This is a genomic window from Bacillus sp. SRB_331 (genome assembly GCF_003264175.1).
Taxonomy (GTDB): domain Bacteria; phylum Bacillota; class Bacilli; order Bacillales; family Bacillaceae_G; genus Bacillus_A; species Bacillus_A mycoides.
In genome coordinates, this window is sequence record NZ_NADV01000011.1 from 413127 (window position 1) to 438412 (window position 25286).

26 protein-coding genes, 1 pseudogene and 2 other annotated features are annotated in these 25286 nt (G+C 36.7%); of the genes and pseudogenes, 21 read left to right on the forward strand and 6 right to left on the reverse strand.

Annotated elements, in window-relative coordinates:
- Positions 1–5 precede the first annotated feature (5 nt).
- The 6 genes from B5P42_RS10730 (at position 6) to B5P42_RS10755 (ending at position 6263) form a co-directional block, all read left to right on the forward strand.
- Positions 6–935, forward strand: coding sequence for a peptidase U32 family protein (locus tag B5P42_RS10730; RefSeq protein WP_113734181.1), 930 nt, complete (start codon positions 6–8; stop codon positions 933–935).
- A gap of 18 nt (positions 936–953) precedes the next feature.
- The gene (locus tag B5P42_RS10735) at positions 954–2234 is read left to right on the forward strand and encodes a peptidase U32 family protein (RefSeq protein ID WP_002015275.1); all 1281 of its coding nucleotides are present in this window, start codon (positions 954–956) and stop codon (positions 2232–2234) included.
- Positions 2235–2251: 17 nt separating this feature from the next.
- A complete protein-coding gene (udk, locus tag B5P42_RS10740) occupies positions 2252–2890 on the forward strand; it encodes a uridine kinase (RefSeq protein ID WP_002015274.1) in 639 nt (212 codons plus the stop codon).
- Between the two features lie 276 nt (positions 2891–3166).
- Positions 3167–3643 carry a transcription elongation factor GreA gene (gene greA / locus B5P42_RS10745; protein WP_105584419.1) on the forward strand — a complete coding sequence of 159 codons (477 nt, stop codon included), beginning with the start codon at positions 3167–3169 and terminating at the stop codon, positions 3641–3643.
- 92 nt (positions 3644–3735) lie between these two features.
- Entirely contained in the window at positions 3736–5487 is a 1752-nt protein-coding gene (locus tag B5P42_RS10750; RefSeq protein ID WP_088034200.1) for a peptidoglycan D,D-transpeptidase FtsI family protein, read from the forward strand.
- 116 nt (positions 5488–5603) lie between these two features.
- Positions 5604–6263 carry a YrrS family protein gene (locus tag B5P42_RS10755; protein ID WP_012261740.1) on the forward strand — a complete coding sequence of 220 codons (660 nt, stop codon included), beginning with the start codon at positions 5604–5606 and terminating at the stop codon, positions 6261–6263.
- A 34-nt stretch (positions 6264–6297) separates the two neighbouring features.
- Here the strand turns inward: B5P42_RS10755 and B5P42_RS10760 are convergent, their stop codons facing one another.
- The gene (locus B5P42_RS10760) at positions 6298–6513 is read right to left on the reverse strand and encodes a YrzA family protein (protein ID WP_113734182.1); all 216 of its coding nucleotides are present in this window, start codon (positions 6511–6513) and stop codon (positions 6298–6300) included.
- 137 nt (positions 6514–6650) lie between these two features.
- Here B5P42_RS10760 and B5P42_RS10765 point away from each other — a divergent pair, with 137 nt between their 5' ends.
- The 4 genes from B5P42_RS10765 to B5P42_RS10780 all read left to right on the forward strand — a co-directional run bounded on the left by B5P42_RS10765 (position 6651) and on the right by B5P42_RS10780 (position 10142).
- Positions 6651–7289: a class I SAM-dependent DNA methyltransferase gene (locus B5P42_RS10765; RefSeq protein ID WP_113734183.1), complete on the forward strand. Its 639-nt coding sequence runs from the start codon at positions 6651–6653 to the stop codon at positions 7287–7289.
- A gap of 14 nt (positions 7290–7303) precedes the next feature.
- Positions 7304–7999 carry a 5'-methylthioadenosine/S-adenosylhomocysteine nucleosidase gene (gene mtnN, locus B5P42_RS10770; protein ID WP_113734184.1) on the forward strand — a complete coding sequence of 232 codons (696 nt, stop codon included), beginning with the start codon at positions 7304–7306 and terminating at the stop codon, positions 7997–7999.
- 82 nt (positions 8000–8081) lie between these two features.
- Positions 8082–9005: an O-acetylserine dependent cystathionine beta-synthase gene (locus B5P42_RS10775; protein ID WP_113734185.1), complete on the forward strand. Its 924-nt coding sequence runs from the start codon at positions 8082–8084 to the stop codon at positions 9003–9005.
- A gap of 3 nt (positions 9006–9008) precedes the next feature.
- Positions 9009–10142, forward strand: coding sequence for a bifunctional cystathionine gamma-lyase/homocysteine desulfhydrase (locus tag B5P42_RS10780; RefSeq protein WP_002034121.1), 1134 nt, complete (start codon positions 9009–9011; stop codon positions 10140–10142).
- 288 nt (positions 10143–10430) lie between these two features.
- On the opposite strand, the gene B5P42_RS10790 is transcribed toward B5P42_RS10780, so the two are convergent.
- Both B5P42_RS10790 and B5P42_RS33515 read right to left on the reverse strand, forming a co-directional pair.
- A complete protein-coding gene (locus tag B5P42_RS10790; RefSeq protein ID WP_113734271.1) occupies positions 10431–11786 on the reverse strand; it encodes an RNA-guided endonuclease TnpB family protein in 1356 nt (451 codons plus the stop codon).
- 21 nt (positions 11787–11807) lie between these two features.
- Positions 11808–11968 (reverse strand): annotated as a pseudogene (locus tag B5P42_RS33515) (transposase); the annotation flags it as partial.
- 502 nt (positions 11969–12470) lie between these two features.
- Here B5P42_RS33515 and adhE point away from each other — a divergent pair.
- From adhE to B5P42_RS10850, 9 genes are all read left to right on the forward strand, one after another.
- Positions 12471–15074, forward strand: coding sequence for a bifunctional acetaldehyde-CoA/alcohol dehydrogenase (gene adhE, locus B5P42_RS10805; protein WP_113734186.1), 2604 nt, complete (start codon positions 12471–12473; stop codon positions 15072–15074).
- A 126-nt stretch (positions 15075–15200) separates the two neighbouring features.
- Positions 15201–15437 (forward strand): YrhC family protein, encoded by a 237-nt coding sequence (locus tag B5P42_RS10810; RefSeq protein ID WP_113734187.1) that lies wholly within the window; start codon positions 15201–15203, stop codon positions 15435–15437.
- Between the two features lie 110 nt (positions 15438–15547).
- A complete protein-coding gene (locus B5P42_RS10820; protein ID WP_113734189.1) occupies positions 15548–16495 on the forward strand; it encodes a helical backbone metal receptor in 948 nt (315 codons plus the stop codon).
- Positions 16496–16500: 5 nt separating this feature from the next.
- On the forward strand, positions 16501–17529 hold the full coding sequence (locus B5P42_RS10825; RefSeq protein WP_002015259.1) for a FecCD family ABC transporter permease: 1029 nt from the start codon (positions 16501–16503) through the stop codon (positions 17527–17529).
- Positions 17516–18334: an ABC transporter ATP-binding protein gene (locus B5P42_RS10830; RefSeq protein ID WP_113734190.1), complete on the forward strand. Its 819-nt coding sequence runs from the start codon at positions 17516–17518 to the stop codon at positions 18332–18334. The genes B5P42_RS10825 and B5P42_RS10830 overlap by 14 nt, the downstream gene beginning before the upstream one ends.
- Positions 18301–18696: an ankyrin repeat domain-containing protein gene (locus B5P42_RS10835; protein WP_113734272.1), complete on the forward strand. Its 396-nt coding sequence runs from the start codon at positions 18301–18303 to the stop codon at positions 18694–18696. Before B5P42_RS10830 ends, B5P42_RS10835 begins: the two co-directional genes overlap by 34 nt.
- A gap of 294 nt (positions 18697–18990) precedes the next feature.
- The gene (locus B5P42_RS10840; RefSeq protein WP_113734191.1) at positions 18991–19518 is read left to right on the forward strand and encodes a GNAT family N-acetyltransferase; all 528 of its coding nucleotides are present in this window, start codon (positions 18991–18993) and stop codon (positions 19516–19518) included.
- A gap of 58 nt (positions 19519–19576) precedes the next feature.
- Positions 19577–20035: a GNAT family N-acetyltransferase gene (locus tag B5P42_RS10845; protein WP_002015252.1), complete on the forward strand. Its 459-nt coding sequence runs from the start codon at positions 19577–19579 to the stop codon at positions 20033–20035.
- Between the two features lie 110 nt (positions 20036–20145).
- Positions 20146–20523, forward strand: coding sequence for a hotdog family protein (locus B5P42_RS10850; protein WP_002015250.1), 378 nt, complete (start codon positions 20146–20148; stop codon positions 20521–20523).
- Between the two features lie 39 nt (positions 20524–20562).
- Here B5P42_RS10850 and B5P42_RS10855 read toward each other — a convergent pair whose 3' ends face one another.
- Positions 20563–21108 carry a helix-turn-helix domain-containing protein gene (locus B5P42_RS10855; RefSeq protein WP_002015249.1) on the reverse strand — a complete coding sequence of 182 codons (546 nt, stop codon included), beginning with the start codon at positions 21106–21108 and terminating at the stop codon, positions 20563–20565.
- A 156-nt stretch (positions 21109–21264) separates the two neighbouring features.
- Here B5P42_RS10855 and B5P42_RS10860 point away from each other — a divergent pair, with 156 nt between their 5' ends.
- Both B5P42_RS10860 and B5P42_RS10865 read left to right on the forward strand, forming a co-directional pair.
- Positions 21265–21669: a DoxX family protein gene (locus B5P42_RS10860; protein WP_002015248.1), complete on the forward strand. Its 405-nt coding sequence runs from the start codon at positions 21265–21267 to the stop codon at positions 21667–21669.
- Positions 21670–21690: 21 nt separating this feature from the next.
- Positions 21691–22548, forward strand: coding sequence for a VOC family protein (locus B5P42_RS10865; RefSeq protein WP_060751083.1), 858 nt, complete (start codon positions 21691–21693; stop codon positions 22546–22548).
- 16 nt (positions 22549–22564) lie between these two features.
- On the opposite strand, the gene B5P42_RS10870 is transcribed toward B5P42_RS10865, so the two are convergent.
- The gene (locus tag B5P42_RS10870; RefSeq protein ID WP_060751082.1) at positions 22565–22879 is read right to left on the reverse strand and encodes a 4a-hydroxytetrahydrobiopterin dehydratase; all 315 of its coding nucleotides are present in this window, start codon (positions 22877–22879) and stop codon (positions 22565–22567) included.
- Positions 22860–24614 (reverse strand): aromatic amino acid hydroxylase, encoded by a 1755-nt coding sequence (locus B5P42_RS10875; protein WP_060751081.1) that lies wholly within the window; start codon positions 24612–24614, stop codon positions 22860–22862. The genes B5P42_RS10870 and B5P42_RS10875 overlap by 20 nt, the downstream gene beginning before the upstream one ends.
- A 158-nt stretch (positions 24615–24772) precedes the next feature.
- Positions 24773–25000: a binding site (T-box leader), on the reverse strand.
- A gap of 52 nt (positions 25001–25052) precedes the next feature.
- Positions 25053–25281 (reverse strand) — a binding site (T-box leader).
- Positions 25282–25286 lie beyond the last annotated feature (5 nt).

The window sequence follows — 25286 nt, forward strand, 5'->3', positions numbered from 1 at the left end:
AAAGTATGAAGAAACCTGAATTGTTAGTAACGCCTAGAGCGGTGGCGGATATTGAACCTCTTGCGAAAGCAGGGGCAGATGCAGTAATGGTTGGTGAACAAAAGTTTGGTTTACGTTTGGCAGGAGAGTTTTCACGTGAAGATGTGAAACAAGCTGTAAACATTGCACATGAAAATGGTGTGAAAGTATACGTTGCAATGAATGCGATGTTCCACAATGATAAAGTAGAAGAATTAACGGACTATGTTGCCTTTTTAAATGAGGTAAATGTAGATGCGATTGTTTTCGGAGATCCAGCGGTATTAATGGCTGTTCGTGAAGTTGCACCAAATATGCAACTTCACTGGAATACAGAAACGACAGCAACAAACTGGTTTACTTGTAACTATTGGGGGCAAAGAGGAGCGAAACGCGCTGTATTAGCTCGTGAGCTTAGCTTAGATGAAATTGCTGAATTAAAAGAAAATGCTGAAGTGGAACTTGAAGTGCAAATTCACGGTATGACTTGCATGTTCCAATCGAAGCGTTCACTAGTAGGAAACTACTTTGAGTATCAAGGGCGTAATCTCGACACCGAAAAGAAAAAGTATGAAGAGAATATGTTCTTATACGACCCGGAACGTAATAACAAATATCCAATTTATGAAGATGAAAATGGTACTCACATTATGAGTCCGAATGATATTTGTTTCATCGATGAGTTAGAGGAACTAATCGATGCTGAAGTCGATAGCTTAAAAATTGATGGTGTCCTAAAAAGTTCTGAGTACATTATTGAGGTAACGAAGAAATATCGTAAGGCGATTGATTTATGTGTAGAAGATCGTGATGCGTATTATGACGTGAAAGATGATTTATTTAAAGAGATAGAAGAAATACAACCGGTAAATCGTCCGTTAGATACAGGATTCTTCTTTAAAGAAACGGTTTACTAAACGAGGAGGGTGTAGGAAATGACTGTACAAGAAATTTCACGAGTGATCGATGGCAAACGCGTTATTGTGAAAAAACCTGAACTGTTAATCCCTGCGGGTAACTTAGAAAAATTAAAAGTAGCTATCCATTATGGGGCAGATGCTGTATATTTAGGTGGACAAGAATTTGGTCTTCGTTCTAATGCAGGTAACTTTACGCTGGAAGACATGGCAGAAGGCGTTGAATTTGCAAAGAAATATGGAGCAAAAATATACGTAACAACAAATATTTTTGCACATAATGAAAATATGGATGGGCTAGAGGAATATTTAAAAGGGATTGAAAAAGCTGGCGTAACGGGAATTATCGTTGCCGATCCGCTTATTATTGAGACATGTAAACGTGTAGCTCCTTCTGTTGAGGTGCATTTAAGTACACAACAATCACTATCCAACTGGAAAGCAGCACAGTATTGGAAAGAAGAAGGTTTACATCGTCTTGTATTAGCTCGTGAAGCAAGCTATGAAGAAATGAAAGAAATTAAAGAAAAAGTTGATGTTGAAATTGAAGCATTCGTTCATGGTGCAATGTGTATCGCGTATTCAGGGAGATGTACATTAAGTAACCATATGACAGCGCGTGACTCTAACCGTGGTGGTTGTTGTCAATCTTGCCGCTGGGATTATGATTTAGTTCAAACGGTATCACAACATAAAGATGCAAAAGAGCTTCCTCTATTCCAAGAAGAAGATGCTCACTTTGCGATGAGCCCAAAAGATTTAAATTTAATCTTATCAATTCCGAAAATGATTGAAATTGGAATTGATAGCTTAAAAGTTGAAGGACGTATGAAATCTATCCATTACGTAGCGACTGTAGCAACTGTATATCGTAAAGTAATTGATGCGTATTGTGCGGATCCGGATAACTTTGAGTTTAAACAAGAATGGTTAGATGAACTTGATAAATGTGCAAATCGTGATACAGCTCCTGCATTCTTTGAAGGGGTTCCAGGACATCAAGAGCAAATGTTTGGAAATCATAGTAAGAAAACAACGTATGATTTTGCTGGTTTAGTGTTAGATTATAATGAAGAAACGGGCATCGTAACGCTTGAGCAACGTAATCACTTCAAACCAGGACATGAAGTGGAGTTCTTTGGGCCAGAAATAGAAAACTTTACGCAGACGGTGGAGAAAATTTGGGATGAGGATGGAAACGAATTAGATGCAGCGAGACATCCGTTGCAAATCGTGAAATTCAAAGTGGATCAACCAGTGTATGTGAATAATATGATGCGCAAAAACATACTTCAATAAGAAAGAGTGGTAGTCGAATGGGGACGAATAAGCCTGTTGTAATTGGAATCGCTGGTGGTTCAGGATCAGGAAAAACAAGTGTAACGAAAGCGATTTTTGACCATTTTAAAGGTCATTCCATTTTAATCTTGGAGCAAGATTATTATTACAAAGATCAAAGCCATTTACCAATGGAAGAACGTTTAAAAACAAATTACGATCATCCGTTAGCGTTTGATAATGATTTGTTAATTGACCATTTGCAGCAGTTGCTTGCATATGAGCAAGTGGAAAAGCCTATATATGACTATACATTGCATACGCGTTCAGAAAAAATTATTCCAGTTGAGCCGAAAGATGTAATCATTTTAGAAGGAATTCTTATTTTAGAAGACCCACGTCTTTGTGAGTTAATGGATATTAAGGTGTTCGTTGATACAGATGCAGACCTTCGTATTTTACGCCGCATGCAGCGCGATATTGAAGAGCGCGGTCGTACAATGGATTCAGTTATCGACCAATACGTAAACGTTGTACGTCCAATGCATAATCAATTTATTGAGCCTTCTAAGAAATTCGCGGATATTATTATCCCTGAAGGTGGACAAAACCATGTTGCAATTGATATTATGGTTACAAAAATTGCAACAATTCTTGAACAAAAAGTAAATTTGTAATAGCATAGTAAAAGATATACGATAGGAAGGGATTTTTTCCCTTCTTATCGAATACAATGAAACATGAAACCTCACCTACCAATAGGTGAGGGCATATTTATATCAACTTTCCATACATACCTTCTTTATATAAGGAAGAATTGGAGAATAAGGGGTTGTATGTGACAACTCCACTAGTGCTACGTGTGCTAGAAACCTCCGCTATATAAGCGGAGGAGTTTTCATATGGAACTCCTCTTTTTTTCGGGGGATTGGTATATAAAAGGAGTGGAAAACATGGCAACAGAAAAAACATACCCTATGACGCAAGAGGGTAAGCAAAAACTAGAGAACGAAGTTGAACAATTAAAAACAGTAAGACGTAAAGAAGTTGTAGAGCGTATTAAGATCGCACGTAGCTTCGGAGATCTTTCTGAGAACTCTGAGTACGATGCAGCGAAAGATGAGCAAGCATTCGTAGAAGGACGTATTACACAACTTGAAAACATGATTCGTAATGCGGTTATCATTGAAGACAATGGTGAAGAGTCTACAGTTGTAACATTAGGTAAAACAGTAACATTTAAAGAGTTACCAGGTGGAGACGAAGAAGCATACATAATCGTAGGTAGCGCAGAAGCCGATCCATTTGAAGGAAGAATTTCTAACGATTCTCCAATCGCAAAAAGCTTATTAGGTAAGCAAATTGGTGAGAAGGTAGCAATCCAAACACCAGGTGGAGAAATGCAAGTAGAGATTATCTCTGTAAAATAACGTAAAAAATCACTCGTGTAAAAACGAGTGATTTTTTATTTGTATAAAAGGTGAAACACCTCGTCTAAACTACAATAGACGAGGTGTTTTTTATGAAAATGAAACGGAGAATTATAATTGTTTTAATTTGTTTTATGGGTGTGATTTTTTTATTACTTTGTCGTCTAATCCAAATACAGATTATAGATACGGAATCATTTACTGACCGAAATATCAATCTGATTGAAAAAAGTGTTACGCAACGAACACAATCACTTACAGTAGATAATGGAAGAGGGCATTTTACAGATCGAAATGGTAAGGAAATTGGTGAAGAGAAATATCCAGTCTTAATTATTTTTCCATTTTTACAAATAAAAAATGACATGTTAGAGAAAATTGCGCATATCATTGGTGTGTCAAGACAAGAGATAAGACTGCAAATGAAAAATAAGAATCAAGCATTTATATTACGAAGGGAGAATACCCCATTTCAATTAACGCTCGAGCAGATGAAGAAGGTAAATCAATTAGATATTTTAGGTATTGTAGCAGCAGAAGTTCGACTGAAGCAAATGGGAGAGGCAGATCATTTAATTGGTGATGTGGGAGAGAATGAACAGGAATTTCAAAAGCGTTATGGAGAAATGAAAAAAACTTCGAAACAAACGCCAATTGGTATTTCTGGATTGCAACAATCATTTGATGAATTTTTACTGACTGATGGAGAAGCGAAAGTACTATATCAAGTGGATCGACAAGGAGAACCGATTTTTGGGAAGCAGGCGAAATACACTTCACCAGGAAATCCATTTTATCCAGTTACTATTCAAACAACAATACATAAAACGTTGCAACGACGAGCAGAGAAGATTATAGATGAAAACGGAATAAAAAAAGGTGGGTTAGTATTACTAGACATAAAGAATAGTGAAGTTGTAGCAATGGTAAGTAGGCCTTCTTTACAGATGAATGATAGGAGGATATATAAAGCTACACTTGAAAATCAAATGTTAACTCCTCATTTTCCGGGGTCTGTTTTTAAAACAGTAGTTGCAGCAGCAGGAATTAATGAGAATTTGGTGCGGTTTAATCGTACATTTAACTGTAATACGGATTTATACGGTGAAAATCTTCCGCAAGTTATGATGGGGTCATTAAACTTTAAGGAAAGCGTTGCTAGAAGCTGTAATCGAACGTTTGCCGTATTAGGTGATGAACTAATGCAAAAGGATAGGGAAGTATTAGAAACGTATTTAGAGGCCTTAGGAGCAAGTGAGAAGGTAGGTTGGAAAGGTTCGGTATTTCATACACCAGAATTTGAGCAATTGCCAGAAGAAAAGAGTGCTATTATTTGGGAAAGCGAAGAAAATAAAGATAGTAGAAAAGCGATTGCTCAAACGATGGTCGGACAAAAAGATGTACGTGTGTCACCTCTAGCTATAGCGAATATGATGGCGACAATTGCTAGAGGTGGAGAGAAGATGGAAGTGAAAGTCGTTAAAAAAATAGCGTATAAAAATGGAACCGACTTTTTTACATTTGAAAATCATAAATTAAATGGGAAACAGCTTTCTTATGAAACGATGAAAAAATTACAACAGTTGTTAAGAGGCGTTGTAACGATGGAGAAAGGAACGGGAACCGCATTCCGTTCGTTGCCACTAACTGTCGCTGGAAAATCTGGGACGGCACAAACAGGAAAAGGAGAGAAGGTGAATCGCTGGTTTGCAGGTTATTTTCCATATGAAAACCCAAGATATGCTTTAGTTGTAGTTGATATAGAAACAGATAACGTAAATGTAGTTACACCAGCTTTTGCAGAAATGGTAGAAGCAATTCATCAATTAGAAATTGAAAAGTAATCTTGCAATTATTTATGAAATGTTTTCATTTCGTGAAAATATTATTGTAAATGTTCAACCTTTCTAGATTTAATGTTACAATAGCAAGTATGAAAAACTGCATGGAGGTTTGAAGAATGGCAGGAGGATCTAGATTCCAACAGAAACAACAAAAACGTCGTCAAAACGGTGTTTTAAATATTGCGATTGCTATTGTATTAGTAGCAGTAGCTATTGTAGCATATCAATTGTTTGTTCCTGACACAAAAGAGCAAGCGTCTTCTAGTGATAATAAAAAAGTAGCTCAGCAAACAACAAAAGAAAATAAAGCTGAGAAAGCAAAAGGTAAAGAAGAGACGAAGAAGAACGAGCAAGAGAAAGAGAAAGCAGAGGCTAAGAAGAAGGAAGAAGAAGAGAAGCTAAAGGCTGAAGAAGAAAAGAAAAAAGCTGAAGAAGAAGCAAAAACTAATGAGAAAATATCAGCTGAAAAAACACAGCCAAAGGCAACAGATGCTTATACGAAACCTTCTTGGAAGCCAGTAGGTACAGAACAAGGTGCAACACCTGCGATGACGTTTCAAAAAGGTACAGCAGATTGGAATGAGATGAATCAGGCGATTTCCGCTGCAATTGACGTTCCGGTAGAGCAATTGGTTATTCATAGAATCGGAAATAACGGTAAGAATAAAGCTTACGGTAACGTGCAAGATAAGCAATCAGGTAAAAAATATTATGTAAATATTGATTGGGTAGACAATGAGGGCTGGAAACCAGTACTCGTTCAAACTCTAAACTAAAAAAGAGAGGCTCTTAGGAGCCTCTCTTTTTTAGTTAGCGTAATTTCTTTAATTTAAAATGAACAACCGCACTATAATAAGGTCTTTTGCTTTCAGGATCCATAATCATTTGGTGAGAAATATGATGAACTTCGAGCATAAGTGCTTTATTATTATCAATTTGTTCGCTAATTTTCTTTTCTAAAGAAACCAAGTTTGCAGCCTCGAAAAATTCTACTTTATCTTCTAACATTTCAAAGGTAAATGACACAAAGATGCCCCCTCTCCTGTGATAATCACCTATAGTGTAACAAAGAAAAGAAGGAAATACTATGTACATTTCAATTGACATTTTTAGAAAGAGGGAATATCATACTGATAAAACCGATAAGAAAAAGGGGAATTTTTATGGGCATAGAATTTAATGGTTTATTTGATGAATGGGCTCATACGTACGACTCATTTGTACAAGGCGAAGATATACAATATAAAGAAGTTTTTGCCCATTATGAGGACATTTTAGAGGATGTAGTTAACAAGTCATTTGGCAACGTATTAGAATTTGGTGTTGGTACTGGCAATTTAACAAATAAATTATTACTTGCTGGCCGCACAGTTTACGGTATAGAACCGTCACGTGAAATGCGTACTATCGCAAAAGAGAAATTACCAAAAGAGTTTTCAATTACAGAGGGTGATTTTCTTTCATTTGAAGTTCCAAATTCAATTGATACAATTGTGAGCACCTATGCATTTCATCATTTAACAGATGATGAAAAAGACGTAGCAATTGCGAAGTATAGTCAATTGCTAAACAAAGGTGGTAAAATAGTGTTTGCTGATACGATATTTGCAGATCAAGATGCATATGATAAAACTGTTGAGACAGCAAAACAAAGAGGTTTTCATCAGTTAGCAAACGATTTGCAAACAGAATACTATACACGTATTCCGATCATGCAATCTATTTTTGAAAACAATGGCTTCCATGTAACGTTTACGAGATTAAATCATTTCGTTTGGGTAATGGAGGCAACTAAGCAATAGAAAGAGGGATTAGATTGAGAATTGCTGTAATTGGAGCAATGGAAGAAGAAGTACGTATTTTACGTGACAAATTAGAACAAGCAGAAACAGAAACTGTTGCAGGTTGTGAATTTACGAAAGGGCTATTGGCAGGACATGAAGTAATCTTGCTAAAGTCTGGTATTGGTAAAGTAAATGCAGCTATGTCAACGACAATTTTATTAGAAAAATATAAACCTGAAAAAGTAATCAACACTGGTTCAGCTGGTGGATTCCATCATTCTTTAAATGTTGGAGATGTGGTTATTTCAACAGAAGTTCGTCACCATGACGTAGATGTAACAGTATTTAACTACGAATATGGTCAAGTGCCAGGAATGCCACCTGGATTTAAAGCTGATGAGGCATTAGTTGCATTAGCTGAGAAATGTATGCAGGCAGAAGAAAATATTCAAGTTGTAAAAGGAATGATTGCAACAGGTGATTCATTTATGAATGATCCGAACCGCGTTGCAGCAATTCGTGATAAATTTGAAGACCTTTATGCAGTAGAAATGGAAGCAGCAGCTGTTGCGCAAGTATGCCACCAATATGAAGTTCCGTTTGTTATTATTCGTGCACTTTCTGATATTGCAGGTAAAGAATCAAATGTTTCATTTGATCAATTTTTAGATCAAGCAGCTCTTCATTCTACAAACTTTATCGTAAAAGTATTAGAAGAGTTAAAGTAATGTAACAAAAAGGCAACTGTCTCATATAAAGAAAATACATACAGTTGCCTTTTCTTTATTGGCAAATAAGGGGGAGAACACGATGAATGTATATCGTGGAGTTCATGAGTTGATTGGTCATACACCAATCGTAGAAATTACTCGTTTTTCACTTCCGGAAGGAGTCCGTTTATTTGCAAAGCTTGAATTTTACAACCCAGGCGGAAGCGTTAAGGATCGTTTAGGAAGAGAATTAATCGAAGATGCGTTAGAAAAAGGGCTTGTTGCAGAGGGCGGAACAATTATTGAACCGACGGCTGGAAATACAGGTATTGGACTGGCACTTGCAGCGTTAGAACATGATTTACGCGTCATTGTTTGTGTACCAGAGAAATTTAGTGTTGAAAAACAAGAATTAATGAAAGCGCTAGGTGCAACAGTCGTGCATACCCCGACTGAGCAAGGAATGACCGGCGCAATTGCAAAGGCAAAAGAATTAGTAAAGGAAATACCGAATTCATACTCTCCAAGTCAGTTTGCTAATGAAGCAAACCCTCGTGCTTATTTCAAAACACTAGGTCCTGAACTTTGGGACGCACTGAATGGAGAGATTAACATATTTGTTGCAGGGGCAGGAACTGGCGGTACATTTATGGGAACTGCGTCTTATTTAAAAGAAAGAAATATTGATATTAAAACGGTTATTGTAGAACCAGAAGGATCTATTTTAAATGGCGGTAAAGCTGGTTCACATGAAACAGAAGGTATTGGTCTTGAATTCATTCCACCATTTTTAAAAACATCTTATTTTGATGAAATTCATACAATTTCTGATCGAAATGCATTTTTACGTGTAAAAGAATTGGCGCAAAAGGAAGGCCTTCTCGTTGGAAGCTCTTCAGGAGCGGCATTTCATGCAAGCTTACTTGAGGCAGAAAACGCAGCACCAGGTACAAATATTGTAACGATTTTTCCTGATAGTAGTGAGCGCTATTTAAGTAAAGACATATACAAAGGATGGGAATAAAAAATGAGAGCAAAGACAAAGTTAATTCATGGTATTCGCATAGGAGAACCTTCAACTGGATCTGTAAACGTGCCGATATATCAAACGAGTACGTACAAACAAGAAGCAGTTGGTAAGCATCAAGGATATGAATATTCACGAACAGGTAATCCAACTCGTTCAGCTTTAGAAGAAATGATTGCAGTGTTAGAAAATGGTCATGCTGGATTTGCATTTGGTTCAGGGATGGCAGCTATTACAGCAACTATTATGCTATTCTCAAAAGGAGATCACGTCATTTTAACAGATGATGTTTATGGCGGTACGTATCGCGTTATTACAAAAGTACTAAACCGTTTCGGCATTGAGCATACATTTGTAGATACAACAAACCTAGAGGAAGTTGTAGAAGCAATTCGCCCAAATACGAAAGCGATTTATGTGGAAACACCAACGAATCCATTACTGAAAATTACTGATATTAAGAAAATATCCGCTCTTGCTAAAGAAAACGATTTATTAACAATTATTGATAACACATTCATGACGCCATATTGGCAGTCGCCAATTTCTTTAGGAGCAGACATTGTACTTCATAGTGCAACGAAATATTTAGGTGGGCATAGTGATGTAGTTGCAGGCCTAGTAGCTGTAAATAGCCCGCAACTAGCAGAAGACCTTCATTTCGTACAAAACTCAACAGGAGGTATTCTTGGACCACAAGACAGCTTCTTACTACTTCGTGGTTTAAAAACATTAGGAATTCGTATGGAGGAGCATGAAATAAATTCACGCGCAATTGCTGAGTTTTTAAATAACCATCCGAAAGTAAATAAAGTATATTATCCAGGTCTTGAATCACATCAAAATCATGAATTAGCAAAAGAACAGGCGAACGGATTTGGTGCAATCATCTCATTCGATGTAGATAGTGAAGAAACATTAAATAGAGTACTTGAGAAGTTACAGTACTTTACACTTGCTGAAAGCTTAGGAGCAGTAGAAAGTTTAATTTCCATTCCATCACAAATGACACATGCATCAATCCCAGCAGATCGCCGTAAAGAATTAGGAATTACAGATACATTAATTCGAATCTCTGTTGGCATTGAAGATGGAGAAGATTTAATTGAAGATTTGGCACAAGCACTAGCATAGTCAACTACCCCCGCTGAGATGAAGCGTCTCAGTGGGGGCTTTGAGTTAGAACTCTAGGTCTTTTCGTCTATCGCTAGACAGTTTGACGCTCTAGAATGCATGCCACCTTACGGTAACACCCCAAGTAAGTTTTTGGTTGGTACTGGCAACGAACTATTGTTTTCCCACTTGCACCACCCTTTCGAAAAAGAGCGATTCTTCCTTATGGAAGAAGCCACCACTCAGATTACCCTGGCGTGTGCTACAAGCCCCGAAAAGTCGAGTACACATGGATGGTTGACACACCCACTAAGCTATGCACGAAGCAACAGCCTTACGTTTTTGCACTTCTAATAGAATCGGCGTTTTCACTTTGAGATTTTCATCTAATTGTACAACTCTTGATTTTTTCAATGTATTCAGAGCACCATTAATATCAGCATGGATACATGTTCCTGCTTTACTTTGGTACAGACCACGAGTGATTCGTTTGCCACTAAAGCGATAATGTGTCCTATCATCCTTAGACCAAACTGGAACCCTATCTTTATCAAGAAAACTAGCTTTTGAAGTATAGCTTTCTTCTTGTTTTAAAAATCGGATGCCTTCTTTTACACATTTATTCTCAATTGTTGCAATCAGTTTATGAAATGGGATTTGCACAAATTTTTGATTATTCTTTTTCCCCATATCAGATTTTTGTTTCCAACCAGCGTTATACCCTACGACAACCGTATCTATGTTGCATGCTTTCACTTTTTTGAACAACAGGCCTACAGTTTGTGAAATGTAACCATTTATTTGTCTTTCTCGTTTATGCCAAAGTGCAGCCATTTTATTCGTTACAATACGTTTTGAAATTCCATTGTCCATATTTTTCTGTTGTAGATTACGTATCATTTTGTTGAAGTATTGGTTAATGGATTTTAATTTTTTCCCATCAATTAAGAATGTATCACCTGTATTTGTTACACAACTTAATAATCTGTCTACACCTAAATCGCAACTCAAAGCGTTACTAGTAGTCGTGGATTGTTTCTTCATTTGAGAAACGTGCATCTCATATGTATAATGCACCTCAAAGAACCGACCTTTTTGCTTCGGTACAATCTCAATGTAGGAGATTTTTCTATTTCTTAAATTTTTAGGCATACGTATTTTAATAGAACCGAATTTTTTTCTGAATGCAACATTCATCGGAATCATCCAATACCCGTTATCATCCACTTTTGGAACTTGATAGATTTCAATGATTCGTTTGTCAGTTGGACCAGAGTAATTCGGAAACTTAGGACGACCTGCGAATGTTTCAGGTTTTTTCTTCCACTGTTCCAGTGCTTTAAAAAAGCTCTTCACTTCTGTAAATAAGGCTCTACGAATCGCTTGAACAGAGTTTGATTGAATGCCCGAGTAATTCATATTGGCTTGCATGGCAGTATCCACTTCTTTTACAGTAGCCATTTTATTATGGTTCAAATAACTTTGTTTAATGGTGTACAATCCAACATTTCGCAATGCTTTTGAACTATGTGACATGCGCTGAAGTAAACGAAATTCTTTAGCTGTGAGACAAGCTCGTCCGATATTCTGTTTCTGAGTGAATCGTTGCATGTTTTCTCTTTTCTTTTGTTTACGTAATACTTTCACTGCTTTCTTTCTAGCCATTGTTTTCACCACCTTTCTTAGAGAGTTCATTAAAATTATTTCTTTCCTAAGATAATGTTTTATCTTGGGAAATCTCGTTTCACGAAACGAGAACTAACACTTTTGTAACTGTTAATTACTTTTGACAAATCAATATTTGGAACTAAACGGAACAAAATGTGAACATGGTCTTCATCGTAATTCCTTTTGGTTCAAGTAACCGAATGATTATTATTATCCAATTTCGTTGTCTTAAGATATATTCCCTCCTTATCTACGACAGATTATATCGTAAGACAAAAGGAAACAAATATTCGCCCTCAAAAAATTGTTATGACCGAAACAAAAGAGTTCAGCCTACCTTCTGACGGCAATTCATCTCCACCTGAATTGTTGGGTTTCACCCGTAACACAAATTAGATGGAGCCTTCTTGCCGAAAAGGATAAAAAATGCACTGCTAATATAGAGCAGTGCATTTTTATTATATTAATTTGTGAAATATTTCACAAATTAGACATACACAAATGAAATGATTTCATGTATATTGAATTCATGAAATATTATTCACGAACAAACTTGTGAAATGTTTCACAAGCGATGGGATTCATGTAGGAAGGTAACTCTATTTTTTTACGCTAATCGGGACTTTTTATGACCTATAGGGACTTATGAAGTCCAAGATAGCAGAATAGGAGGAAATTTACATGGTAGTCAAAGAGAAAGTTGTAAATGAAATGCAAGAGGTAAAAGAGATGATTGATACGTTAGTAGATAACGGTCAAAAAGCTTTACAAGCATTAGAAAGTTTTACACAAGAGCAAATTGACAACATTGTTCATGAAATGGCGCTTGCGGGTGTCGATCAACATATGCCGCTTGCGAAGTTGGCTGTTGAAGAAACGGGCCGTGGTGTATATGAAGACAAATGTATAAAAAATATTTTTGCCACTGAATATATTTGGCATAGCATGAAGAAAGATAAAACAGTAGGGATTATTCACGAAGATCCTCATGAAGAAATAATAGAAATTGCGGAACCTGTCGGTGTAGTAGCTGGGGTAACGCCAGTAACTAACCCAACGTCGACAACGATGTTTAAAGCATTAATCGCGATAAAAACGAGAAATCCAATTATTTTCGCATTTCATCCTTCTGCACAAAATTGTTCTATTGCAGCAGCGAAAACAGTATACGATGCAGCAGTGAAGGCTGGTGCACCAAAGCACTGTATTCAATGGATTGAAAGACCTTCTGTCGAAGCAACGAAACAATTAATGAACCATGAAGGTATTGCGCTCGTTCTAGCAACTGGAGGAGCTGGTATGGTGAAATCAGCTTATTCTACTGGCAAACCAGCGCTAGGTGTAGGTCCTGGTAATGTACCATGTTATATAGAGAAATCGGCACATGTAAAACGAGCTGTTAATGATTTGATTTTATCGAAAACATTTGATAACGGTATGATTTGTGCATCGGAACAAGCTATCATTGTAGATAAGGAAATCTATGATGATGTTAAAACAGAAATGATTGCAAATAATTGTTACTTTGTAACAGAAGAAGAGAGAAAAGAATTAGAAAAGCTTGTTATTAATGAAAATACATGTGCAGTAAATAGTGATATTGTTGGGAAATCAGCACAGTATATTGCCGAATTAGTAGGAATTACTGTACCTGAACATACAAAAATGCTTGTAGCTGAAATTAAAGGAATTGGATCGGCGTATCCACTATCTCGTGAAAAACTGAGCCCAGTGTTAGCTTGTGTAAAAGCAAATTCATTAGAAGAAGGATTTACATATTGCGAAGAAATGTTAGAGCTTGGTGGCCTAGGGCATTCAGCGGTTATCCATTCTACAAATAAAGAAGTACAAAAACAATTTGGGTTACGTATGAAAGCCTGCCGTCTCATTGTAAATGCACCTTCATCACAAGGTGGAATTGGTGATATATATAATGGATTTATTCCATCACTTACGCTTGGTTGTGGCTCCTACGGGAAAAATTCAGTTTCCCAAAACGTAACGGCGACTCATTTACTAAATATAAAAAGGCTGGCAAATAGAAAAAAGAATATGCAGTGGTTCAAATTACCACCAAAAATTTATTTTGAAAAACATGCTACAGCATATTTAGCGAACATGCCTAATATTTCACGTGCATTTATTGTAACGGATCCAGGAATGGTTGAGCATGGATATGTAGATACTGTCACGCACTATTTACGTAAACATGCAAATGATGTGAAAGTTGAAGTTTTCTTCGAGGTCGAGCCAGATCCATCAGATGAAACTGTATTTAAAGGTGCAGACATGATGAAAAGCTTTAAACCAGATGTAATTATCGCGCTTGGTGGCGGTTCAGCTATGGATGCAGCAAAAGGGATGTGGCTATTCTATGAGCACCCAGAAACGACATTCTATGGAATAAAACAGAAGTTTTTAGATATAAGAAAACGTACATGTAAGTATCCGAACTTGGGAAATAAAGCACAATTTGTTGCCATTCCAACAACATCAGGGACGGGATCAGAAGTGACGCCATTTGCGGTTATTACAGATAAGAAAAATAATATTAAATACCCGCTTGCGGATTATGAATTAACACCAGATGTAGCGATTGTTGATCCGCAATTTGTAATGACAGTACCACCTCATGTGACGGCAGATACTGGTATGGACGTATTAACACATGCAATTGAAGCGTATGTGTCTGTTCTGGCAAATGACTATACTGATGGTTTAGCATTAAAAGCAATTGATCTCGTATTTAAATATTTACCGAGAGCATATAAAAATGGAAATGATGAAGAAGCACGAGAAAAAATGCATAACGCTTCCGCGATTGCAGGGATGGCATTTGCTAATGCTTTCCTTGGTATTAATCACAGTTTAGCGCATAAAATTGGACCGGAATTCCATATTCCGCATGGACGTGCGAATGCAATTCTTATGCCGCACGTAGTTCGCTATAATGCTATTAAGCCAAGAAAACACGCATTGTTCCCAAAATATGAGCACTTTGTGGCTGATGAACGCTATGCACATATTGCGAGAATGCTCGGGCTTCCAGCAAGCTCAACAGCGGAAGGTCTGGAATCACTCGTCCAAGCAATTATTGAGCTTGGAAAAAGCTTAAATATAAATATGAGTATTGCAGGACAAGGGGTTGCTAAAGACCAATTTGAAGGGGTTGTTGGATTATTAGCAGAAAGAGCTTTTGAAGATCAATGTACAACAGCTAATCCAAAATTACCGCTCATTTCAGAGCTGAAAGAAATCTATATGGAAGCATATAAAGGCGTATAATAGATAAAAAAGAGCCGCGAGTAAGCGGCTCTTTTTTACTTTGGAAAACATCTCCCAGATTGGTTCTATTTACTTGTCTTTAAGCTTGATAGAATGTGATAAAGTGAGGATGGGAGTGATAAGCAGATGAAAGAATTACAAGAAAAAATAGCAGATTATACCCGGTTTACACAAGTACTTTTAGCTATAAGTACGTTTTTAATGATCGGTTTATTAATTCCAAGTGGAATAAAAAGTATGGTACAGTCTTTTGTTATGATGGGGAGTATTATTGTATTTTTAGTTCTTGCTTTTTTCTTCTTTAAGCGTGTTAGAACGATGCGTGATCAATTAGAGGAGAGCGAATATGAAGAAAATTGTTAAATAGGGCGCTACGAAAAGAAGAAATCTTTTTGTAGCGTTTTTTCATTTTTGTAGAAAATGTATGCGTTTCATATTGACAATGATAATCCTTATCAATTAGAGGTGAAAGAATGAACAAATCTATTACGCTGTTCACAGCGATCTTATCTATTTTTTTCTTATTAATAGGTTGCAGTGCAAAAGAAAACGAAAAAGCATCCGCAACAAAAACAGACAAAGGAACAGACAAAATCGAAATTACCGATCTCTCAGACAGAAAGATAACATTCAATAAAGTTCCTGAAAGTTTTGCTACGTTGAGTATGGGAGACATGGGTATTATTCATGCTTTAGGTGGAAAAATAGTAGGTCGTCCTGATACAAAATTAACTCTCCCAGAGGAATTAAAGAAAGCACAAGTAATCGGGAATGCACATCAACCGAATTTTGAGCAAATTGCTAGTTTAAAACCGGATGTACTTGTTGCTAACAATGGATTCCAAAAGAACATTCCAACGGTCGAAGGACAAGGAACAAAAGTAATCATTTCTTCAGCCAACTCTGTAAAAGATATTCAAAAGGGTATTGAAATGTATGGAACAGTAATGAAGAAAGAAGATAAAGCAAAAGAGCTTAACCAAAAAATTAATAATCAAATGAAGAAATATGAGAAAAAGAGTGACGTTAAAGCGTTGCTAGTTTATGGAGCACCAGGCACTTATTTAGCAGCATTACCAACATCTCTATCAGGGGATATTTTAGAAAAAACAGGCGGGAAAAATATCGCAGCTAGTTTTCCAGAAATGAAAGAGTATCCGCAATATGCACAGCTAAGTGTAGAACGTATTATTGAAGCAAATCCAGATGTGATTTATTTAATTACACATGGAGATCCCAATAGTGTGAAAAAAGCATTTGAAGGCGAAATGATGAAAAATGAAGCATGGAAAAATTTAGATGCAGTAAAACAAAATCGTGTAGTTATTTTACCACCAGATTTATTTGGATCAAATCCTGGGACAAAAGTTACAGAAGCGATGGACTTTATGTATAAAAGTATACAAGATGTAAGGAAATGATAAGTATGGAGAGTAGTGAAATAGTAAGAGAAAAGGAACATCCTTTTGCGAGAAAAAGGTGGATAATAACAGTTACTTTAGTCGTATTAACTGTTCTAGGTCTTTTTTATGGCCTTTTTGCAGGGAGCTTATCTTTTTCTTTACGAGACATTATAGAAGGTATACAAGATGAAGGTTCGACAGTTCATCGAATTGTATGGGATCTTCGTATACCGAGAGTGCTCGTTGGTTTTATAGTAGGAACGTGTTTAGCTGCATCAGGAGCATTATTGCAAGGGGTTATGAGAAATCCTCTTGCAGATCCTGGAATTATCGGAGTTTCATCAGGAGCAGGTCTTGTAGCAATTATAATCATGATTTTATTTCCTCAACATATGGCATTCTTGCCACTAGGAGCGTTTTTAGGAGCTTTTATTACAGCAATGGTCATTTACGCACTATCATGGCAAAAGGGGGCGCCACCTTCACGAATTGTATTAGTAGGTGTTTCAATAAACGCCTTAATTGGTGCAGCGACTTCAGCGCTAATGTTATTACATAGCGACAAAGTACAATCAGTTTTACCGTGGTTAGCTGGTGGTATTGGTGGTGTTAGTTGGGCACATTTAAATATGATTATTTACTATGCGATATTCGCTATTATATTAGCTTTCTTCGGTATTAAACATATTCGAGTATTAATGCTTGGGGATGAAATGGCAAAACTATTAGGATATAACGTGGAAAGAAGTCGGTTTTATTTAATAGTAGTAAGTACAATGTTAGCTGGAATAGCAGTTAGTGTTTCTGGTCTTATTGGATTTGTCGGTCTTGTTGTACCGCATATGTTACGTTTATTAGTTGGAAATGACTATAAATATTTACTGCCATTATCATGCCTTGGCGGTGGGATATTACTTGTTTTTGCGGATGCGATAGCTCGAAGTTGGTTCGATCCAATCGAATTGCCTGTTGGTATTTTATTGTCCTTCTTAGGTGGTCCGTTCTTCTTATATTTAATCCATAGAGGAGGAAAACAACGTGATTTCCGTTAACAAAGTGTTTTACGCACATTCTGAAAGATTTCAAATGCAAAATATGAATGTACATATTAAAGCTGGAGAAATCGTTAGTTTAATCGGTCCGAATGGATCGGGGAAATCTACTTTGCTTCGTTTAATAGCACGGCTACTTAAACAAAGCGAAGGAGACATCATTTTAGATGGGGAAAATATTTATACGATGAAGAGTGCAGATGTAGCGAAGCAATTAGCGATGTTACCACAAATGCACGATCATCAATTAGATTTAACAGTGAAAGAACTAATAGAGTTCGGAAGAGGTCCTCATAAATCATGGAGTAGTCGCTTAAATAAAGAAGATGAAGAAATTGTTGATTGGGCATTGTCTGTTACAAAGCTTGAAGGGTATGAATATCGTCTTTTACAATCCTTATCAGGAGGAGAAAGGCAACGTGCTTGGATTGCAATGACGCTTGCACAACGCACAAATGTCTTACTATTAGATGAACCAACAACCTTTTTAGATATCGTTCATCAGTTAGAAGTAATGGAACTTGTTAAACGATTAAACGAAGAGTTTGGTATGACGATTGTAATGGTTTTACATGATATTAATCAAGCGGCTCAATATAGCGATCGTTTACTCGTATTAAGACAAGGGAAGATTCAGTATGATGGCGTACCAGAAGAAGTACTATGTCATCAAATGTTTCAGCGTGTATTTGGAATTGAAGTTGATATATTCCAAGGGAGTGACAAGCCATTTTTTACACCGAAACGAATTTGTGAAAAGGGAGAAGAGAGATGCAAACAGAAGAGCGTATTACCACTGAGTTAGTAAGGGAATTTGTTATGGCAGCTCACGGAGATCTAGAAAGAGTACAGGAGCTTTTGGCCGAATCACCAAGCTTACTTCATGCTTCTTATAATTGGGGTGGCTCAGATTGGGAAAGTGCCTTAGGAGCAGCGGCCCATGTAGGCCGTAAAGATATTGCTCTTTATTTACTGGAAAAGGGAGCTCGGATGGATATTTTTGCAGCAGCTATGCTGGGTGAACTTGAAGTCGTACAAGCCATTTTAGTAGCACAACCAGAAGCATTACGTGCATCTGGCCCACATGGCATCTCTCTTCTTCAACATGCACGAATGGGTGGAGAAAAAGCTCAGTGTGTATTTGAGTACTTAACAGTGCTTTCTTAATGACCGCAAAGTTCTTATGTGCGGTAAACTTTCCACTCAAAGGATTGGAAGGTTTACCGCCCGTTAGAACGGGATAAGTATCTAGTATATTTGAAAATCCTACACCCCCTCAATTGTAGTTTTCTTTATACTAGTTATGATATGGATGCAGTAGACACTCTTTTGTCTACTGCTTTTTTTTGATATAATACACTTTTATAAGATTGAATTTTCGTTCTTTTTGGTAACTTTCTTGATATGAATTATTCAACACTTACGTAGTTTGAAATATGTTGTTATGTAATGAGGTTCAAAATGATGGGAGTGAATAAAAGAGTGTTCCATACAGATCGCTTACAATTTCGCAAATATACAATGGACGATTTACCATTTTATGCTTCTTTATGGGGGGATGAGAAGGTAATGCACTATATTGGAAATGGAACGTTAAAAACATTTATGCAATGTAAAAAAAGTTTGGAGGAGAGGGTACTTCCAAATTATAAAAACGGTCTCGGTTTATTTGTAATGATTGAAAAGGAAACAGGGATAAGAATTGGTCATGCAGGACTTGTCAAGCAGAAGGTAGATGGAAAAGAGGAAATTGAGATTGGCTATTGGCTACTTCCTAAGTATTGGGGGAAAGGGTATGCGAAAGAGGCTGCGGCGGCATTTCGAGACTATGGTTTTCAAGCATTACAAATGAATAAATTAATTTCACTTATTAATCCGAACCACCCAGCTTCAATATTTGTTGCTAGAAAAACAGGGCTTAGTTATGAGAAAACAACTTCATTTCATGAGATGGATGTTCTCGTTTATTCCATTAAGCGGGTTGGATGAAAAAAGGTGAATTGCATTTTTTGGAGAATGGTATATAAAAAATAAAGGGAGGGATTACATGTATATTTATCATAATGGACTAATTATTCGTGAAGGAACGAATGGAGTGCCAGCATATGCGATTAAGACATTATTTGAAGATGCTGGCTGGAGTAATGATAATATCCCTTCTTGGCAAATTGAAAAGTTTACGATTGCATTTGAAAATTCAACATGGGCTTTCACAATTTGGGATGAAGAAGAAATGGTCGCGATGGTTAGAGTGATTTCTGATCAAATCATGGTTGCTAACATAGTAAATTTAGTTGTGAAGTGTGAGTATAGGGGGAAAGGGTTAGGTAAGAAACTTGTAGCTCTTTGTTTACAAAAGCTTCCGCATGGCGATTGGTTTGCGCATACGTCCGCTAACAATTTTGATTTTTATAGAAGTTGTGATTTTGAAGTAAGAGAGTTATCAAGAAATGGAACCTGTGCGTACTATGGGTATCAAGTGGCAAAAAAGGAAGGGCATCGATAACTTATAAGGTAATAAAGAAAAAGGATTGCTATTTTAATAATATAAACTGAACTGAGACTCATTTTGTGATAAAATAAAAGAAAATTCAGTTTATTAAACGGGGGATAAAAATGAATGTAAAAGTTGGGGATATATTTAAATACGAAAGAAGATTTACCGAGGAAGAAGTTTTTGAATTTGCAAATATTACAGGCGATAAAGGTAGACATCATATGGAATATGATGAGAATGGACGATTAATGGTCCATGGTTTATTGACTGCTAGCATTGGGACGAAAGTAGGCGAAGAGTTACATTACATAGCGAGGGAATTAGTAAGTGAGTTTATTAGACCAGTTTTTACAGGGGATACGGTTACTTGTGAATTAACTTTAACAAATATTGAGCAAATGGAAGGATATAAAAAAGTTTCAATTGAGTCAGTTTATCGCAATCAACATGAAAAGACCGTACTAGTTGGGACGAGTTATGGAATTATAAGGGAATAAAAAAGAAGCCTGTTACGAAACAGGCTTCTTTTTTATCGTTTAGTAAACACGTTTTCGATTTTCCGCATGACTAGAGATAAGTAATAATGCAGATTCTTCACCTATATTGCGAACAATATGAGGAACGCATGCATTCCAAGAGAAAGAATCACCTTCTTCTACAATCGCAATATCTTCTCCATGTTGAACTTCTAGTTTTCCGCGTAATACAAGATGACACTCTTCACCTTCATGAGCATTTGGTGAGTTTTCTTTCGGGAATCCGGCAGAAATTTCTACTAGAGATAGGCGGAGACCACCTTGCTCCGCAACATGCTCAATTCTTTGTTCATCTTTTCCATACACACTGTATTTACGCTCTTCTTTTTTTACAATTTTTAAACGATCTTTTTGTTCTAACAATAAATATGGAAGGGGAACATTTAAAAAATTAGCGATCATTTCTAAAGTTGAGATAGATGGTGATGTTTTATTATTTTCAACCTGACTCATAAAGCCTTTAGAAAGACCTGTTCCTTCACAAATTTGGGCAATCGTAATTCCTCTACGTTGACGAATTTCACGAATCGCAGAACCGATATTCATAAAATCATGCTCCTTTTTGTAAACAACTATTTGTATCATAGCAAAAAAAAAATATTTTTTCTCATGAAAAATGAATTGACGAATAAAAATAATTAGTGTATGTTTTGTAATGTGAATAAAAGTTTTGTATAACAAAACTATAAAGGAGAGAAAGAAATGAATCAACATATTGGTAACTTAATTATTCGTATCGTGTTAGGGGTAACGTTCTTTATGCACGGTTTAACAAAATTCCAATCAGGAATTGACAATATTGCAGGGTGGTTTACAAGCATTGGTTTACCAGGAGGACTTGCATACGGTGTAGCAACAGTTGAATTAGTTGGAGGTCTATTGTTAATTCTAGGTTTAGGCGTAAGGTATATTGGCTTATTATTTGCACTTGTTATGGTTGGAGCGATTGTGAAAGTAAAATGGTCAGCTGGTTTGTTAGGAGACGGGAAAAATCCTGGATTTGAGTTAGAACTTGCATTATTAGCGATGGGTGCTTACTTATTTGTTGCGAAAGCTAATGGTTTTGTAGATAATTTCTTAAAAGAGAAAATGTTAAAGAAGAATTAATTAAAATGGGGGTATAACAAAATGGGCTTTCCACTTCATCCCGAAACAACACTTGGGGTTGTTCATTTATATGTATCAAATTTAAAGAAATCGCTAGAGTTTTATACAGAAGTATTGCGTATGAAGGTACTGGAAGAAAAAAGTACAATCGTTACGTTTGGTAATGAGGACAATGAGCCACTTCTCATAATAGAAGAAAAGGAAGACGCTCTTCCGAAGCAAAGAGGTCGAACTGGTTTATATCACTATGCAATTTTATTACCAAACAGACAAGACTTAGCAAATATTCTTCGTCATTTTGTTGAGAGAGTACACCCATTACATGGTGGGGCTGACCATTACTTTAGTGAAGCTCTTTATTTAGCTGATCCAGATGGAAACGGGATAGAAATTTATCATGATCGCCAAAAAGAAGTTTGGCATGATGAAAATGGAGAGTTACCATTTGTTAGTAACCCGTTAGACGGCGAAGGATTATTACAGCAAGGAAGTACATGGAATGGGTTCCCGGCTGGTACTGTGATGGGGCACATTCATTTACATGTAGCTGACTTAGAAAAAGCGAAACGTTTCTATGTTGATGGCCTTGGTTTTGATGTAACGATTCCAGCTCGTAATGGAGCGTTGTTCGTATCAGCAGGTGGTTATCATCACCATATCGGTTTAAATACATGGCAGGGTGAAGGTATACCACCACAAATGCCAAATTCCGTTGGTTTGAAATATTTCACAATTGTACTAGCAGATGAAAAACAAAAAGAGCAAGTGTGTGAAAGTTTAAAATATATTGGCGTAGTTGCTACGTATAAAGATGGAATATTACAGGCCAAGGATCCGTTTGGACATTGTATACATTTTAAAGTGAAAGGAGAAGCCTAAAAAGGCTTCTCTTTTTTCACTTTCTTATAATAGCTTTTTCATTTTGTAAAAATAGGTCATCAAATTGCTTTGCAAGGTCAAAATCTAGTTTCGTTAAACCTTTTGCATTCCATGATGACAAAGTAATAATGACTGCTTTATACTGGATAAGGATAAATGGGTGGTGATTATGTTCTTCTGATAGTTTGGCGGCTTCAGAGACAAATTCGACTCCTTTTAAGTAGTCGGAAAACATATATTTTCTTTCAATCCATTTTTCATCTTTCAATACCCATTTATCTAACTTCGCTAATTCCTCATGTACTTCTTCGTCAGCTAATCGTAGCATCATTTTTCACATCCTTTATTGGAAGTAATGCAAGCCCGTTAGTAATAAGGCGTGTTACAGCTTTGTCAGTAGTGAAAGTAGAAAGTTGTTTTAATAAAACTGTTGATGTTTCGTGTCCTTTGTTATGTTGTAAAAGTAATTCTAAAATTTCAAGACGAAGCAACCATTCTTTCGGATAGAATGTATTTAACACTTCTTGAATGGCTATTAGTTGATCGACATGAGCGTCTTGTAATGTACCTTGATTACGAATGTCGCGAACTGTTTGATACATACGTTCAACCTCAGTTAATACAAGCGGAGCAGGAGTTTCATGTACTTCTTCATCCATCGGGAAAAATGCAGCCGCATCTGCCGCTCCTGGGAATACAGAAGTAATTGTTGAACCAACAGCCATATCAAAAGTTCCCCATGAAGGATCGAATAATAAACAATCTTTATGAGTAACTGTGCAACCTGCAAATGAGATAAGGACGATTTTTTTATCGTTCTTTACAATGTCTGTTACTGTTCCTTTTACATGGACTCCACTTGTGAAGGAAAGCTCGACGAGATTGCCAATTATAATGCCTAATGACTGTAGCTTTTCTTCTGTGCAATCTTCTAATGCGATATTACCATCTAGTAATCCGACCGGTGTACCAAATCCATCTTTGTGTACAGATGTAGAGTGATTCACCAATTGTTTATGATTAATTGCTAATGCAGTTGGTGTATTTGTTCTCATATAAATGACTTCACCAGTATCATTTTTAATTGTCTCTGTAAATGTGCCGGTAATTTGTAATCCACTACTTAGCTCAGTTGTAGCATGATTTTCGGAGCGAATTGCTTTTTCTAATCCTTCTGTGCCACCTGTTTTGAATGCCATCGTTTCAGAGAACTTCTCAAGTTCCTCAGTCAACTCTTCAAATGATTCACAAACAAATAGCTGTGGCTGCATTTTTGTCACGTCATAAGTTGTTCCTGTGCAAGCTTCAATTGAGAATGGAACTTTTTCTACAGCATCTGTTAAGCAATGCTTGCTTTCACCAACAGAAGAAAGGAGACCAGCACCGTAGATTTTAGGATCGTCTATATTTCCAATCAATCCGTATTCCACTGTCCACCAGAAAAGACGTGAAATTTGTTCTGCTTCTGATAAACCAGAAACTAAGTTTTGTTTTTCGATTACAGTATTTTCAGCAACTGCAACTTCTTCAGGTGTAGAAGTCGGGCTTTCTTTTACAATCGTTAATGTACGAACAGCTTCAAAAGCCTCATGTTCTTCTTTTGTTGAGAAAGCTTTCGCTCCAATTTGCCCAAAGCGCTTCACATATTTTGCATATGTAGAATCGAGTAAAATCGGTGCGTGTCCTGCTGCTTCATGAACGATATCAGGAGCCGGTGTATACTCGATATTTTCTACTTTACGAATATCTGTTGCGATTGGTAGTAATCCGTGCCCCTGAAAATCGAAGAATGCTACGCCGGGAATAAGTCCGTCAATCGTTACAGCTCCCCAGCCGCTTGGTGCTAAGCAGTCATTCATTTCTTCTACTTTGGGAATTGCATCTATATTAATACCAGATGATTGTAGTCCGTTAACATAGGATGGATGAGCAACATCTTTTAAAAAGCTATGGTTTTGTCTCATAATGTAACGCCAAACAGCGTGATTCACCGGCGTGTATTGATCATAATGCTGTGTAGATACGAATGGTTTTAAATGTGATGGAATTTCTGTTTTCTTTGTCATTTAGACATCCTCCTTTTTCTCTATAAAAATGAATACCTGTTTCGTCTTGTACCACCTCCCTTTATAATTGTAAGCGCTTATAAAATTTTATCATAAGATTCGGAATTATTTAACATTTGTTTGTGTGAGAAATAGAAAAAGCCCCTATCGGAAGATCCGATAGGGGCGAAAAAATCGCGGTACCACCCTATTTGTAAGTGGAAATATACTTACATCTCAACTAATGATAACGGAAAAACTCCGTCTTTTCCTTCATGCATAAAAGCACTACGAAAAAGAAGCTCCAGAATTGTAATTCGTACTTATATATGTGCTAATTTCCACCGACCATCAGCTCTCTGAAACAGGGATATAAGATACTACTGCGATTCTTTCAACGCATAATATATGAATTTATTTAAAAGGGGAAGGCGCAAAAAAGCCCCTATCGGAAAATCCGATAGGGACGATAAAAATCGCGGTACCACCCTATTTGTAAACAATTAATTGTTTACCACTTACTTTAAGATAACGGAAAGATCCGTCTTTCTCTTCATGCATAAAAAGCATTACGGGAAAGAAGCTCCAGAATTGTAATTCACGCTTGTATACGTACTGATTCACACCAACCATCAGTTCTCTGAGACAGGGATATAAGTCGCTACTAGTATTCCTTCAAAGCCGATATATAAT